The organism is Nocardia panacis (assembly GCF_003598715.1).
GTDB lineage: Bacteria > Actinomycetota > Actinomycetes > Mycobacteriales > Mycobacteriaceae > Nocardia > Nocardia panacis.
In genome coordinates this window covers 128,731-142,798 of record NZ_QZFU01000010.1, presented here as the reverse complement: position 1 = coordinate 142,798, position 14,068 = coordinate 128,731, and the positions used below count along the sequence as shown (strand labels likewise).

12 protein-coding genes are annotated in these 14,068 nt (G+C 67.5%); 6 read left to right on the top strand and 6 right to left on the bottom strand.

Going from position 1 to position 14,068, the window contains the following annotated elements; genetic code table 11:
• Nucleotides 1-47 precede the first annotated feature (47 nt).
• A complete protein-coding gene (locus D5S18_RS02600) occupies nt 48-1,757 on the bottom strand; it encodes a hypothetical protein (RefSeq protein ID WP_147403825.1) in 1,710 nt (569 codons plus the stop codon).
• Nucleotides 1,758-1,879: 122 nt separating this feature from the next.
• On the opposite strand from D5S18_RS02600, the gene D5S18_RS02590 reads away from it, so the two are divergent.
• From D5S18_RS02590 to D5S18_RS02580, 3 genes are all read left to right on the top strand, one after another.
• Nucleotides 1,880-2,074, top strand: coding sequence for a hypothetical protein (locus D5S18_RS02590; protein WP_120037577.1), 195 nt, complete (start codon nt 1,880-1,882; stop codon nt 2,072-2,074).
• A gap of 59 nt (nt 2,075-2,133) precedes the next feature.
• Nucleotides 2,134-3,627, top strand: coding sequence for a flavin-containing monooxygenase (locus D5S18_RS02585; protein ID WP_120037575.1), 1,494 nt, complete (start codon nt 2,134-2,136; stop codon nt 3,625-3,627).
• 155 nt (nt 3,628-3,782) lie between these two features.
• Entirely contained in the window at nt 3,783-4,598 is an 816-nt protein-coding gene (locus D5S18_RS02580) for a class I SAM-dependent methyltransferase (protein ID WP_120037573.1), read from the top strand.
• Here the strand turns inward: D5S18_RS02580 and D5S18_RS02575 are convergent, their stop codons facing one another.
• Nucleotides 4,599-5,825 carry a cytochrome P450 gene (locus tag D5S18_RS02575; RefSeq protein ID WP_120037571.1) on the bottom strand — a complete coding sequence of 409 codons (1,227 nt, stop codon included), beginning with the start codon at nt 5,823-5,825 and terminating at the stop codon, nt 4,599-4,601.
• A 137-nt stretch (nt 5,826-5,962) separates the two neighbouring features.
• On the bottom strand, nt 5,963-7,114 hold the full coding sequence (locus D5S18_RS02570; RefSeq protein ID WP_120037569.1) for a S1C family serine protease: 1,152 nt from the start codon (nt 7,112-7,114) through the stop codon (nt 5,963-5,965).
• Nucleotides 7,115-7,240: 126 nt separating this feature from the next.
• Here D5S18_RS02570 and D5S18_RS02565 point away from each other — a divergent pair, with 126 nt between their 5' ends.
• The 3 genes from D5S18_RS02565 to D5S18_RS02555 are packed head-to-tail and all read left to right on the top strand — an operon-like array spanning nt 7,241 to nt 9,170.
• Complete coding sequence (locus tag D5S18_RS02565) at nt 7,241-7,699, top strand: DUF2231 domain-containing protein (RefSeq protein ID WP_120037937.1); 459 nt, start codon at nt 7,241-7,243, stop codon at nt 7,697-7,699.
• A gap of 47 nt (nt 7,700-7,746) precedes the next feature.
• Nucleotides 7,747-8,181, top strand: coding sequence for a MarR family winged helix-turn-helix transcriptional regulator (locus tag D5S18_RS02560; protein ID WP_120037567.1), 435 nt, complete (start codon nt 7,747-7,749; stop codon nt 8,179-8,181).
• 8 nt (nt 8,182-8,189) lie between these two features.
• The gene (locus tag D5S18_RS02555) at nt 8,190-9,170 is read left to right on the top strand and encodes a zinc-binding dehydrogenase (RefSeq protein ID WP_120037565.1); all 981 of its coding nucleotides are present in this window, start codon (nt 8,190-8,192) and stop codon (nt 9,168-9,170) included.
• Between the two features lie 12 nt (nt 9,171-9,182).
• Here the strand turns inward: D5S18_RS02555 and D5S18_RS02550 are convergent, their stop codons facing one another.
• The 3 genes from D5S18_RS02550 to D5S18_RS02540 all read right to left on the bottom strand — a co-directional run bounded on the left by D5S18_RS02550 (nt 9,183) and on the right by D5S18_RS02540 (nt 14,063).
• A complete protein-coding gene (locus D5S18_RS02550; RefSeq protein WP_120037563.1) occupies nt 9,183-9,923 on the bottom strand; it encodes an LGFP repeat-containing protein in 741 nt (246 codons plus the stop codon).
• Between the two features lie 313 nt (nt 9,924-10,236).
• Complete coding sequence (locus D5S18_RS02545; protein ID WP_120037935.1) at nt 10,237-12,954, bottom strand: DUF5682 family protein; 2,718 nt, start codon at nt 12,952-12,954, stop codon at nt 10,237-10,239.
• Nucleotides 12,951-14,063, bottom strand: coding sequence for an ATP-binding protein (locus D5S18_RS02540; protein ID WP_120037561.1), 1,113 nt, complete (start codon nt 14,061-14,063; stop codon nt 12,951-12,953). The genes D5S18_RS02545 and D5S18_RS02540 overlap by 4 nt, the downstream gene beginning before the upstream one ends.
• Between the last annotated feature and the right edge of the window lie 5 nt (nt 14,064-14,068).

Here is a 14,068-nt window from a genome sequence, read left to right as displayed (position 1 = left end):
CTGCGCCTGCACCTGCGCCTGCACCTGCGGTTTGACGGTTCGCGTGCTCAGTTCGGCTTGCACAGAGTGACCGAAACCTCGAAAGTCTCGTCGGCACAGTGAATTACCCATTCGCCGGGTAGATCGCTCAGCGGCTGTCCCTGTGTACTCGCACAGTAGGCAATCGAGGCGAAGAGGCGGCCTGCCGAATACGGACCTTCGACGCCGAGTTGGGTGTCGCGGTCACCCACCAGCCAGTCGCCGTCGGGAGCGGGTGCGGCGGCTACGGCGCAGCCGGGGAGGCGGGCGAGGGTCTCGGCGATCCAGGTCGGCGTGTCCGCGCCGGGCGGGCCGAGCAGGACATCGGCGAAATCCAGCCAGCGGCGGTAGGTTTCGCGGGTTTCGACGGCGAGGTGCGTGTTGGGGACCGGCGGTGCGTCGGGGGAGCGGAGGCGTTCGGCCGGGTAGCGGGTCAGGGTCGCGGTGCGGTCGGTGATCCGGACCTGAACCACATGGGCGTCGGCCCCGGTGAAGGCGATCGGAGGCAGGGGCAGCGTGTCGATCTCGGCCGGTGCGGTGGGCTCGTCGAGTCCCATGGTGCGGTAGAGGGCGGCCCGCAGCAGTTCAGCGCTGCGGTCGGGAACCGAGGTGGTGCGGGCGGTGATCTCGGCGTAGCGGTTCGGATCGTGGTCGGTGATCGTGCGTCGGATCTGGGTGGCCGGATCGCCGGCAGTGTCGAGTCGCGGTGCGGCGTTGAGCAATTGGGCGATCGGGGAGGCCGGGTCGACGGTGTGCGTCGGTGCGGTGGACAGCAGCAGCGGGATACCGAGCGCGCAGGAGTAGAACGCGACCGAACCGTGGTCACCGATGGTGAGGTCGGCGGCGATCAGGCAGGCGCGCCAGGCGTCGACATTCTCGGGGACAAGAACCCCCGCGCGTTTCGCGTCAGCGAGGTAACTGCCGAATTGGTATTCCGAGTGGAATGCCGCGATATTCGGATGCGGCGCGAGGGCGATGCGGAATTCGTCGGCAGGGAGGGCGGCGGCCAGTAGGCGCGGTAGATCGGGATCGACGCCGAGCAGGGAATCGGCGCCCCAGGTGGAGGTGATGACGATGAGCCGCTGTGCCGCGCGCAGTCCGAGCGCACGCCGGTAGGTGGGTCGCAGCGGCAGACTGGCTCGCAGCCGATCGAAGCAGATATCGCCTGTCACAGCGGCATTCGGCACCGCCTCGGGACAGTCGCGCCGCAGGCGTTCGCGCTGCTCGTCATGGGAGAGCACGATCAGCGCGGGAACGACCCGTCCCTCGTGCAACAACCAATCGGGAGATAATCCGAATACGGAATTCGTTCTTTGTTCTTTGTTCTTTGTTCTTTGTTCTTTGTTCTTTGTTCTTTGTTCTTTGTTCTTTGTTCTTTGTTCTTTGGTGAGAAATTTATTGTATCCCATACCGTGCGGCACCACGACCAATGGTGCGCGCACCTTATGCAATTGCCCCCCGTAACTCGCCGACACCGCGAGATCGAATCGCTGCCGCAGCGCCTCCCGCCATGAGATCTCGCGCACCCCGTGTTCGGCGAGATAGGCCCCGGTATCGGTATCGAAGACCGACGAACCGGTGCGCGCGAACACGATCCGCACTCTGGGATCCCCGGCGAGCAGTCCGACGGTGTCGAAGAGTCGGGTGGCGGCGGTGGTGTTGTGGGTGATGGCGAGTACGGCGCGCCGGTTCGGATAGGTGGACCAGCGCGGCTCTGGCGAACGCTGGGCCGATGACATGGCATCCGATGTTACGGTCTCGCTGGGGCTGCCCGCGAAATCCGATCTCGTCGGCTTCGTGCGGAACCGAATCCCGGTGTGGCTCAAGCAGGAAATGGGCGGGCTTCCCCGCCGGATCCCTGGTGGCGCTGGATGCCGACGCGGTGCGTCGCGAGCCGAACCACCTCGGTGCCACGCCCGTCTATCTGCCCGCTCCGCAGCAGACGCTCACCGGTGGCCGCACCACCCGCGACGGGATCGTGCTCGCCTATCTCGACAATGTTCGAGGTCGAGCCGCCATCTATACCAAGCTAGACGTTACTGCAAATAACATGTAATCTCACGGGACAGGTCCGCGGACACCGAGGCCCGTGGCGCAGACGAATCGAGTACCTCAATGACGCGGCATGTCGACGTGCTGATCATCGGTGCCGGACTCTCCGGCATCGGTATGGCCTGCCACCTGACCAAGGAGGGCACCGGCCGCAGCTACGCCATCCTGGAGCGCCGCACCGCCATCGGCGGCACCTGGGACCTGTTCCGCTATCCGGGCATTCGCTCCGATTCCGATATGTACACCTTCGGCTACGGCTTCCGCCCGTGGCACGGCACCAAGGTGCTCGCCGACGGTCCGCACATCCGCAGCTACATCGAGGACACGGCGGCCGAGTACGGCGTCACCCCCCACATTCGGTTCGGCCGCCGGATGACCGAGGCGAGCTTCGACAGCGCGAGCGCCACCTGGACCGTCACCGCGCACAACGAGCAGACCGGCGAGACCGAGCAGTACACCAGCGACTTCCTGGTCGGCTGTACCGGCTACTACGACTACGACAAGGGTTTCCGCCCGCGGTTTCCCGGCGAGGACCGTTTCGGCGGCCGCATCGTGCATCCGCAGTTCTGGCCCGAGGATCTGGACTACGCCGGTAAGCGCGTGGTCGTCATCGGCAGCGGCGCGACCGCCATCACCCTGGTCCCGGCCATGAGCAAGGACGCGGCGCGCGTGACGATGCTGCAACGCTCGCCCACCTACATCGCCGCGCTGCCCGCCGATGATCCGGTCGCGGTCGGCATGAAGGTGGCGAGGGTGCCCGCCGCGCTGGCCTACAAACTCGGCCGCGCACGCAATATCGCCTTGCAGCGGGCCAGTTTCCAGCTCTCGCGCGCCAATCCGCGCGCGGCGCGCAAACTGCTGCTCGCCGCCGTGCGCGCCCAGGTCGGGCCGAAGGTGGATATGCGTCACTTCTCACCCAGCTACGACCCGTGGGATCAGCGCCTGTGCGTGGTGCCCGGCGGCGACCTGTTCAAACTGCTGCGCGAGGACAAGGCCGATGTCGTCACCGACACCATCGAGACCTTCACCGAGACCGGGATTCGCCTGAGCACCGGTCGGGAACTCGAGGCCGATATCGTCATCAGCGCGACCGGCCTGTCCCTGCAGATGCTGGGCGGAGCGAATCTGACCGTCGACGGTGAACCCGTCGTCATTCGGGATCGGGTGGCCTATCGGGGCGTCATCCTCGACGGCATCCCGAATTCCATGATCGTTATCGGCTACACCAACGCCTCCTGGACGCTGAAGGCCGATCTCGCCGCCGAGTACTTCTGCCGGGTGCTCAACCATATGAAGGCCCGCGGTTTCAAGAAGTTCGTCGCTGTGGCCCGGCCGCAGGATCGCTCCGAGCATTCGCTGCTGGGTGGCGCGCTCACCTCCGGCTATATCCAGCGCGGCGACGCGGTCATGCCGCGTCAGGGCGCGCCGGGGCCGTGGCAGGTCATCAACAACTATTTCCGCGACCGGACGCTGCTCCGGGAGGGGCCGGTGGACGACGGGATCCTGGTCTATTCCAAGGCCGAGGTGGTCGCGACGGCCGACGCGGGGGCAGCCTGATTTGGTCTACGCCGTAAGGCGTCGAGGTTGCCGCCGTAGGTGTCGTGGCCGGGTCCGATTGGTCGACAGCGTAAACTGGCGAACCCTACTTTCCCAGCTCAGAATGGGTTTTGGTGGGCCGATCCCGGCGCACCGAAATGCGGAGGAGCGGTGTGATGGGTACGGGAACGGTCGACTTCACCGGGGTGCGATCCACCAATCTGGTGACGCTGTATCTGCGGGCCGTGGACGCCGGCGAGGCCGAGCCGATCCTCGACGACCGGGCGGCCCTCGAGGCGGTCGATCGCATCGACTACGACTTCGACAAGCTGCGGCGGCACCGGCGCAGTCGCACCCTGGTGGCGATGCGCGCGAAAATCCTGGACGAATGGGCGGAGGACTTCCTGCGCCGCCATCCGGACGCGACGGTTCTGCACCTCGGCGTCGGCCTGGACAGTCGGGCGTTCCGGCTCGCGCTGCCCGCGGGGGTCCGGTGGTTCGACGTCGACTATCCCGATGTCATCGAATTGCGGCGCAAGCTGTACGAGGAGTCCGCGAACTATCGGATGATCGGCGCGTCGGTCACCGAATCCGAGTGGCTGGAACAGATTCCGGCCGACCGCCCGACGCTGATCATCGCCGAGGGCCTGCTGATGTACCCGCAGGAGAACGAGGTCCGCGCGCTGCTGCGCCGTCTGACCGACCGGTTCGAGACGGGCGAGTTGATCTTCGACTGCCTGTCAACGGCCATCATCGGTTTCACCGGGCGGCTGCCGAGCCGATTGCGCAACGGCTATCCGCTCCCGCCGACCGGAATCGACGACGGAGCCACGGTCGAGCGCTGGAACCCGCGACTGCGTTTCCTCGAGGATGCCGTGACCATGCTCCAGGCGGACCGCGTTTCCGATCGCAGGACCCGCCTCGGCTTCCGCCTGTGGAGCCTGCTGCCCCTCACCCGCGATTCCTCGCGTGAGTTCCGCTTCGCCTTCTGATCACCCGAACTCGACCTGCCAGTGCTTGATGCCGTTGACCCAGCCGGAGTGCAGATGCTCCGGCGCGGCCACCTCGGTCAGGTGCGGCATGGTGTCGGCGATGGCATTGAAGATCAGGTCGATCTCGAGGCGGGCCAGATTCGCGCCCAGGCAGTAGTGGATGCCGGAGCCGCCGAAGCCGAGGTGCGGATTCGGATCGCGCAGGATATCGAAGGTGAAGGGGTCGGCGAAGGCGTCCTCGTCGAAATTGGCCGAGCCGTAGAATAATCCGACCCGCTGACCGCATCGGATCGGGATGCCGCCGAGTTCGGTATCCACGAGGGCGGTGCGCTGGAAGGCGCTGATCGGGGTGGCCCAGCGGACGATCTCATCGGGTGCGGTGCTCGGGCGGCGCGCGCGATAGAGCTCCCACTGGTCGGGATGGTCCAGGAATGCCTTCATGCCGTGGGTGATCGAATTGCGGGTGGTCTCATTGCCCGCCACCGCGAGCAGCAGGACGAAGAAGGCGAATTCGTCGGGGCCGAGGTTCTCCCCGTCGATATCGGCATTGACCAACTGGGTGACGATATCGTCGGCGGGTTCGCGGCGGCGCTGTTCGGCGAGTTGCCAGGCGTAGCCCATCAGATCCAGGCGCGCGCCGTTCGCGTCGCCGGTGAATTCCGGATCCTCGGAGCCGATCATCTGATTGGACCAGGCGAAGATTCGGTGCCGATCGTGCTGCGGCACGCCGAGGAGTTCGGCGATGGCCTGCAGCGGTAGTTCGGTGGCGACCAATTCTACGAAATCGCCGCCGCCGCGCCGTTTGGCCTCTGCCACAATGCGTTGCGCGCGTTCGGTCAGTGCGGCGCGCAACCCCTCGATGGCGCGCGGGGTGAAACCCTTCGACACGATGCGCCTGCACTTGGTGTGGGTCGGCGGATCCATATTGAGCAGGATCACCCGCTGCTGTTCGATCTCGGCGCGGGTGATCTCGTTCTGATAGCGGATGATCGCCGTATTCTCCGCCGCCGAGTAGATCTCCGGATGCCGCGAAACCTCCTTGATATCAGCGTGTTTCGTGACGGCCCAGAATCCGCCGTCGGAGTATCCTCCGGTGCCGTCACGCTGGGCGTTCCACCAGATCGGCGCGCACCGCCGCAGTTCGGCGAATTCGGCCGCAGGCCGACGTCGCGCCCAGAGACCCGGATCGGTGAAATCGAAACCTGCGGGAATCGAGGGTGCCCTCACGGCGACCTCCAGTGCTGGAACCCGTTCTAGTCAATTGATTCAAACACGCGCCCAATCGATTACGGGCCGAATCGGCGGCGGCGGCGACCCCCTTCGCCGAATACCTGGTCCGGGAAGGGAGTCTGCTGCGGTGAGGTTCAGCCGACCGGGCCGGTGGCCAGGGTCGCGGAGCCGGAGCGGGTCTGTGACTGGAGGTCGAGCCAGGTGATGGCCGCGGTGTCGCCGGGATGGGTGGCATCGAGGAGGTGGGTGAGGGTGGTCGCGGAATCGACCGGATGGCCGTTGACGGCGGTGATGAGCGAGCCGGGGGCGATACCCGCCCGGTCGGCCGGGCCGTCGCGCACCACGCCGCGCACCAGCGCGCCCTGCGCGTCGCTCACGGTGACGCCGAGGAAGGCCGTCGATCCGATATGGATGGACTCGGAGGCGTTGCCCGCCTTGATATCCCGCGCGACCGCGAGGGCGCGGTTGATCGGGATGGCGAAACCCTGCCCGCCGCCGGTGGATACCTGACTGAACCGGTAGCCCGCCGAGGCGGCCGTATCCATGCCGACCACTTTCCCGTCGGCCGAGACCAGCGGACCACCCGAATCGCCGGGCTGGATATTCGCGGCCACCTGGATCAGGCCGTTCAGATTCTCCGAGCTGCCGGAGGATTCGTCGCTGGCCGTGATCACCCGATTCAGCGCGGTGACCCGGCCCGCCGCCATACTCGGCGGGCCGCCGACGCCACCCGCGTTGCCGACGCCCGCCACCGCGTCACCCACGGCCACCTTGTCGGAGTCGCCGAGCGGCGCCGTGGTCAGTCCGCTCGCGTTCGCCAGTTTCAGGACCGCGATATCGTCGGCGCGGTCGTAGCCGACGACCGTCGCGCGGTAGGTCTGCCCATTGCCGATATCGGTGACCGAGATATCGGTGGCGCCCGCGACCACGTGATTGTTGGTCAGCACCGCGCCGTCGGCGCTGAGCACGATCCCGGTGCCCGCGCCCCGCGCGCCCTGCATGCCGAGTTCGGTATTCACATCGACCAGTCCGGGCGCCACCTGCGCCGCCGCCGTGCGCATATCGGCCGGCCGCGCGTAGGTGGCGGGTTGCGCCGTGAACTGCGACTGCGCGAAGGCGGGTTGGCGCGGGACCTCGTGCCTCGCGTAGCCGAGTCCGGCCGCCGCCGCCCCGATTCCCAGGGCCAGCGCCGCCGCCCCCAATGCCAAACCCGCCGTGCGCCTGCTCTTTCCGGTCGCGGCGCGGACTTCCGGCCGCGAGCCGGCGAACCGATCCTGCTCGCTCATGGATTCCAGCGTCCGCGCTCCGCCTGAGAGTTCGCTGACGAGTCGGTCCGCGTTCCCTGATAACCGGGATCGAACCGGTGCCGGGCGACCCGCGTATTTCCTATGCTCGGACTCCGAGGAGGAGCGATGTCGACACTCAATGGACTTCCCGCGCACGTCCTGCTGGTACACGCCGTGGTCGTGCTGATCCCGCTCACGGCCGCCCTGCTGATCCTGTGCGCGCTGTGGCGGGCCGCGCGTTCCCGGCTGAGTTGGCTGGTGGCGGTGCTGGCACTGGGCTGCCTGATCCTCACCCCGATCACCATCCGGGCGGGGGAGTGGTTCGAGAATCGGCTCGGGAATCCGCCCGATGTGCGCCACCACGCCGACCTGGGCGCCACGATGACCTACTTCGCGGTCGCGCTGTTCGTCGGCGCGCTGCTGGTGCTGCTGGTGCATTGGCGCGAGAGTAGGGGAAAGTCGTTCGCCGCGCCGATCGTCGCCGTGCTGGCGGTGCTGGCCATCGCCGCCGGGGTTGCGGCCACCTGGCAGGTGTATCGGGTGGGTGATTCCGGGGCGCACGCCGTGTGGGGCGACAGGCTGTGACGCCAATAATATTGTGCACAATATAGTAGCTCGCTATAGTTTCGGATGTGGCCGATCCGCTATCCCTGGACGAACAGGTCTGCTTTCCGCTCTACGCGGCAATGCGGGCACTGACCGCCGCCTACCGACCCAAACTCGACGCGCTCGGACTCACCTACCCGCAATACCTGGTCATGTTGGTGCTGTGGGAACGCGACGGCCGCAGCGTCGGCGAGCTGTGCGCGGCGCTGGAACTCGATACCGGCACCCTCTCGCCGCTGCTCAAGCGGCTACAGGCGGCCGGATTCGTGGAGCGGACCCGCTCGTCCGCCGATGAGCGCCGCGTGGAGATCCACCTGACCGAGCACGGCAGGCAGTTACGCGCCGACGCGTGCGCGCTGCCCGAGCAGTTGGCCGCCGCCACCGGACTGACCATGCCCGAACTGGTCGCGCTGCGCGACACCCTGCGGCGGATGACCCGCGCCCTCACCCAGTCGACTTAGGAGCTCGCATGCGCGCTGTACAGATCGAACGATTCGGCGAACCCGGCGAAGTGCTCACCCTGACCGAGCGGCCACTGCCCGAACCGGGTCCGGGCCAGGTGCGAATTCGCTTGCTGCTCTCACCTATTCACAATCACGACCTCGCCATCGTGCGCGGCGTCTACGGCTATCGGCCGTCACTGCCCGCCACTCCCGGCACCGAGGGCGTCGGACGGGTCGATGCGCTCGGTCCGGGCGTGACCGGATGGGAAATCGGTCAGCGCGTGGCGGTTTCGGGTGGACAGCAGGTGTGGGCCGAGTACTTCCTCGCCGACCCGGCACAGCTCATTCCGGTGCCGGAGCAGGTCTCCGACGAGACCGCGAGTCAGCTACTGGCCATGCCGCTGAGCGCGCTCATGCTCCTCGACGATCTGAATCTGCAAGCGGGACAGTGGCTCGCGATCAATGCGGCCAACGGGGCGATCGGGCGGCTGGCGAATCTGCTCGCGCGCGACCGAGGTCTGCGGGTGTTGAATGTGGTGCGCGGACCTGTTTCGGTGCGAACCCTGCGCGAGTTGGGATTCGATCCCGTGGTCGACACCGAGACCGATGGTTGGACGCAGCAGGCATTGGCGGCCACCGACGGTGCGCCGATCCTGCGCGCCGTCGATCAGGTCGGCGGCCCCGTCGGCGGCGCCATGCTCTCCCTGCTCGCCCCGCGGGGGGAACTGATCTCCTTCGGCGCGCTCTCCGGTAGGCCGCTCACCCTCGATCCCGGCGCGCTCATCTTCAAACAGGCTGTGGTGAAGGGATTCTGGGGTGGCAAGCGGGTCGAGGAGATCGGCGCGCAGCGGCGCGGTGCACTCATCGCCGAACTGATCGACCTCGCCGCGCGCGGCGTGCTGCGGCTCGAGGTCGAGGCGGTCTATCCGCTCGATCGGGCGGCGGAGGCGGCCAAGGCCAGTGAAACGCCGGGCCGCAATGCCAAGATCGCGCTCAGCGGTAGCTGAGCCGCCTGAGGTCTAGGGTTTCCAGGTGATTCGTCCGCCCTGGAAATCCTGGGCCTTTCCGCCCTGGTAGTCGTATTCGTCGCTGGTGGGGAAGCCGTAGGTGCCGTTCTCGGCGCCGCGCAGCGCCCAATTGTCGCGGATCGCGCCCCACACGGCGTGCGCGCCCGTGCGCGGCGACCAGTAGATCGCGCCGCCGGGGAAGAGGTTGTAGCGGCCCTTGCCGCCCTGGGCCGCGGTCTCATCCGAGATCGGGAAGCCGAGCGGACCGCCCTCCCAACCCAGCGCCGCCCACTTGTCGCGAATGGTGCCGCCGATCTGATGCGCCGCCGTCCCCACCGACCAGTAGATGGACCCGCCCTGGAAGTGGCTGAACCGTCCGGAATTTCCCGGTGTCGACTGCTCATCGGTCACCGGGTAGCGCAGTCCGCCGGATTCCGAGCCCAACTCGCGCCACTTGTCCCGAATCACGCCGCCGACCGCGTGCGCACCCGCGTCCGGCTGCCAGTAGATCGCGGCATTCCGCTCGAACGGCTGCCAGCGCCCGCCCGCCGCCGCTGGCGCTTCCGGCCCCGTCGGATCGCCGAATGCGGCCGAGCCCCCGGCCTGGTCGTATTCGACCTCGATCGCCCCACCGACCTCGAAACCCCCGATCGGCCGCGCCTGCGCCGCCCCCGCGGCAACTGCGGTAGCCACCGCCACCGCACCCAGCGCCCCGCCGATCACCTTGCCCGGACGTTTCGATGCCAAGACCACTCCTCGATCCGATCGTGCTCACATTCTCGACATGCGGTCCCGCCCCATCGGCCGACCGCACAACACGCCCTCTATCGCCACGCCCGCCAAAGTCGTTAGCCGAACTATCGGCCATCCCACCCGAGGCTCGCGGCTGTAGCCGCACCCACAGTCGATACGAACTCGGCATAACAACAGGTCGTACCGTACTCCCCGCCGATCCGCGCCGTCTGGCCGGTCCGCGTGAGGCGTTCGGCGGCGCAACGACTCCGCTTAGAGGGGATGCGCCCTTTCGATGGCCGCCGCGTCGGGTTCGACACGGCGGCCCTCGGTGTCAGGGGAGGGTTTGGGCTAGGGCGTGGGCGGTTGTCGGGTGCAGTTCCAAGAGGGTCGCTGCCGCGCTGCCTGCGGGTTGGGTGGGTTCGGGCCAGGTGGGGGCGTGGCCGAGGAGGGTGGCCAGGGCGGTGCAGGTGGTGGGGTGGGCGACTAGGAGGGGGTTGGTGTTGGTGGGGGCGGTTGGGGTGGCGGGTGCGGGTGTTGGGGTGCGGGACCAGGGCGGGGTCCAGGAATCGAGGGCGGCGGGGGTTGGGGGGAAGGTGCGGGCGGCTTCGGTGATGAGGGTGGGAACCAGGGCGGGGGAGTGGGTGCGCAGGGTGGTGATGAGGGTGGGGAGCCAGGGGAGCAGGACCCGGTCCGGGAGGGTGCCGAAGGCTTTCGAAAGGACCTCGACGACAAAGGGTTTGAGGGCGGGAGCCGGATCGATGGCCTGGACGAAGCCGCTGATGTATTGGGGGAAGGTGGGCAGGACGAGGGGGTTGGCGAGCATCGTGTCGCAGCGGGCGCGCAGGTCCGCCAAGGGGAGCAGGCCCAGTTGGAAGTGGGCGGCCCAGAGCAGCGCGACCTTCGCGGGCGATTCCGGATGGGACTGGCGGACCGCGAGTTCCAACTGGGTGTGGTCGCAGCCGAGGGACAGGGCCAGATTCTCCATGCCGAACAGGAAGCCGAGCATGGCGGCGACCTGTTCGGCGCCGGTGTCGTCGTCGGTGAAGGCGGTGGGCAGCAGGGTGCAGTAGTGGGCGTACCCGGCCGTCACGAATTTCGCGCACCATTGCGGTAGTTCGGGTTGGGTGGCGCGGAAGTGGTTGAGCAACCGTCGGATTCGGCGCAGCACGGTGGGCGCGTCGTCCACGGTGCGCTCGACGGCGAGCAGATCGACCGCGCGCGAACCGAGTTCGTCGGCCAGCCGCGTGGAACCCAGATACAGCAGCGCATCCTCGACGGCGGCCAGCCCCACGGCGGCGGTGGCGTTCGGACCCGCGACGGCGCTGCGCAGCCGCTGTTCGAAGACCTGCTCGATACTCACACCCTCGTAGCCGAGTTCGACCAGCGAGCGCTGATACTTGCCGATCCCGAGATCCCAGCTCTCCTGGATGGACTGCTCACCGAGCGCGCGCGAACCCATGATGGGGCGCACGGCGTCATCGGGCAGCAGCCTGCGCAGCAACCACAGCAGATCCGAACAGGGCCGCAGCGCGGGTTCGGCCCGCAGATCGAGCAGCGCGCGCTGGACGGTCCGCTTGGACATATCGAGTCCGAGCGGTTCGAGCCGGTCGAGTACGTCGCGCGCCAGCGGCGGCAGCGCGGCATAGCCGACCTGACCGACCCGGTCGCCGCCGAGCAGGATCTCGCACAGCCGGGCCATATCCCGCCGACCGGGCACCTTGTCCTTCTCCAGGCAGGTGATGGCCGCGTCCTGGAAGTCGTAGGGTGTCGGCCTGGCCCGGTTGCGCATGCCGGCGAGCAGGATCGAGGTCTCGTAGATGGCGATGGCGTCGGCGGTGCTGGCAAGATACCCATTGCGTCGTGCGAGTCGCACGATATCGACCGACCATTCCAGCAGTTCGGCCTCGTCGACCGGATCGAGCGCGGGCGGTCGGGAAAGGAATCCGGACAGTCGATCGGCGACCGGCGCGGGTCCAGGGACGGTCTTGTTGAATTTGGTGGGTTTGCCGCTCAGTTCGAACGGCTGTAATTTGCCGCGCCGCAACCCTTTCGACCAGGTGGCGGCGGCAATGGAGACCGCGCCGCCCGCCAGCCCGAACTGCGCCTCGATGGCGGAGTGGCTGGAGGGAATGAGCCCGTAGTGCCATTTGGTCGCGGTGCGCGGGCTGATCTCGAAGGGCGCGTCGGAGGCCAGCCCGAACTGCTCGACCCGGCTGGCCGCGTGCGCGGCCCCACACACGTAGAGGCAGCGGGCCGGATCGGTGCCGGTGGCGGCGAGGTGTTCGCGCATGCGGGTCCACATGTAGCGTTCGCGATCCTCGTCCACCTCGAGACCGCTGCGGCGCAACCTGCGGAACAGGCTGCCGATCATCACCATGACCTGCCGGTAGGTGTCGTAATCGGCGGTGGCGAGCGGTTGTTCGACGTACTGGTCCCACCATTCCGACCAGTGCCGGACCTTGCCGTGGTGCAGCAGGTACTGCTCGAGTTCGGCGAAGCGCGGTCGCAGGTCGCCGATCTCGATGCCGACGGCCTCGCCGTGCAGCGCGCCGTCCTCGGTCGGCCGCGCGTGTTCTTCTTCCTCTTCCCGTGGCGCCCACTGGAATACGTGATCGGTGGAGCGATCGACCAGCACCAGTTCCACATCCGGTGTCTCCAGCGCGTAGGCGATGGCCTGATACTCCGCCGAGGCTCTGGTCATCGGTGCGACCACCGACAGCGGCGCCTGGTCGGCGTCGAATCCGTCGACCTCGCTGGCGAATGCCTGCAATGCCACCGGCAGCAGGCAGTTGCGCAGTTCGTCGACCAGTGGCCGCATATCCTCGCACAACTCCAAATAGATGACGGCGGGACGCTTTTCGTGCAGGCGGCGGACCATCGCCAGCCCGGAGGCGGGCGAGTGGTGACAGACCGGGAAGATCTCCAACTCCTCGCCGAGCGCCCGGTCGACATCGTCAACGATGCCCGCCAGGATCTCGCCGGGCGTGCCGCCGAATTCGGCTGCCGCGGCGGCCAATTGGTCGCGCAGCTCGGTGAACAGTTCGGTCACGACAGCCTCGCGATCGCGTCCTTGCCGCCCGCGAGGAATTCGCTCCACTCGCCGCCCTTCTCGCGACTGCGGGGTTCGACCACGCCGTGCCAGTACTTGTTGAGGATGGCCAGATCCTCCGGCGCGCGCCGCACCAGCGAGCCGACCAGCGATCCGGCCAGGGTTTCCGCACGCAGGGCACGCTCGCCGAAGAACTGGCTGTGCAGGATCGCATCCTCGAGGACACCGATCTGCTCTGCGGTCGACAGCGCCGACTCCAGTTTGTCGTCATCGCTGCCCGCGGCCGCGGCCGCGGAGCGCAGGTCGGCGAAGCTCTGCAGCAGGATATCGAGCAGTGTGGGCGGCAGTTCCAACTCGATCTGGTGGCGGCGCAGCAGTTCGGCGGTGCGGAAGCGCACGATCTCGGCCTCGCTGCGCTTATTGGACACCACCGGGATCCGTACGAAGTTGAAACGCCTTTTGAGCGCGGAGGAGAGGTCGTTCACGCCGCGGTCGCGGCTGTTGGCGGTGGCGATGATGGAGAAGCCGGGCTGGGCGAAGACCACATTGTCCTCGTCGAGTTCCGGTATGGAGACGTACTTCTCGGACAGGATGGAGATGAGCGCGTCCTGCACATCGCTGGTGGAGCGGGTCAACTCCTCGAAGCGTCCGATCACGCCCTGCTCCATGGCGGTCATGATGGGGGAGGCGATCATGGATTCGCGCGACTGGCCCTTGGCGATGACCATGGAGATATTCCACGAGTATTTGATGTGGTCCTCGGTGGTGCCCGCGGTGCCCTGCACCACCAGCGTGGAATTGCGGCTGATGGCGGCGGAGAGCAGTTCGGCCAGCCAGCTCTTTCCGGTGCCAGGGTCGCCGATGAGCAGCAGGCCGCGGTCCGAGGCCAGGGTGACGATGCTGCGCTCGACGAAATTGCGGTCGCCGAACCACTTCTGGTCGATCTTGCGATCCAGGCCGTCGGCGCGTTCGGAGCCGAGGATGAACAGCCGCACCATCTTCGGGCTGAGCCGCCAGGCGAACGGCTTGGGCGCGTCGTCGATGGACTCCAGCCAGTCCAGTTCCTCGGCGTACTTGGTTTCGGCGGGGGCACGCAGGACGTCGTTCATGGGGA

Bases quoted from the DNA above. Each gene is read 5' to 3' on its own strand.
- D5S18_RS02600 (WP_147403825.1), bottom strand. From the start codon at position 1,757: ATGTCATCGGCCCAGCGTTCGCCAGAGCCGCGCTGGTCCACCTATCCG.
- D5S18_RS02580 (WP_120037573.1), top strand. From the start codon at position 3,783: ATGGGTACGGGAACGGTCGACTTCACCGGGGTGCGATCCACCAATCTG.
- D5S18_RS02565 (WP_120037937.1), top strand. From the start codon at position 7,241: ATGTCGACACTCAATGGACTTCCCGCGCACGTCCTGCTGGTACACGCC.
- D5S18_RS02555 (WP_120037565.1), top strand. From the start codon at position 8,190: ATGCGCGCTGTACAGATCGAACGATTCGGCGAACCCGGCGAAGTGCTC.
- D5S18_RS02540 (WP_120037561.1), bottom strand. From the start codon at position 14,063: ATGAACGACGTCCTGCGTGCCCCCGCCGAAACCAAGTACGCCGAGGAA.
- D5S18_RS02585 (WP_120037575.1), top strand. From the start codon at position 2,134: ATGACGCGGCATGTCGACGTGCTGATCATCGGTGCCGGACTCTCCGGC.
- D5S18_RS02570 (WP_120037569.1), bottom strand. From the start codon at position 7,114: ATGAGCGAGCAGGATCGGTTCGCCGGCTCGCGGCCGGAAGTCCGCGCC.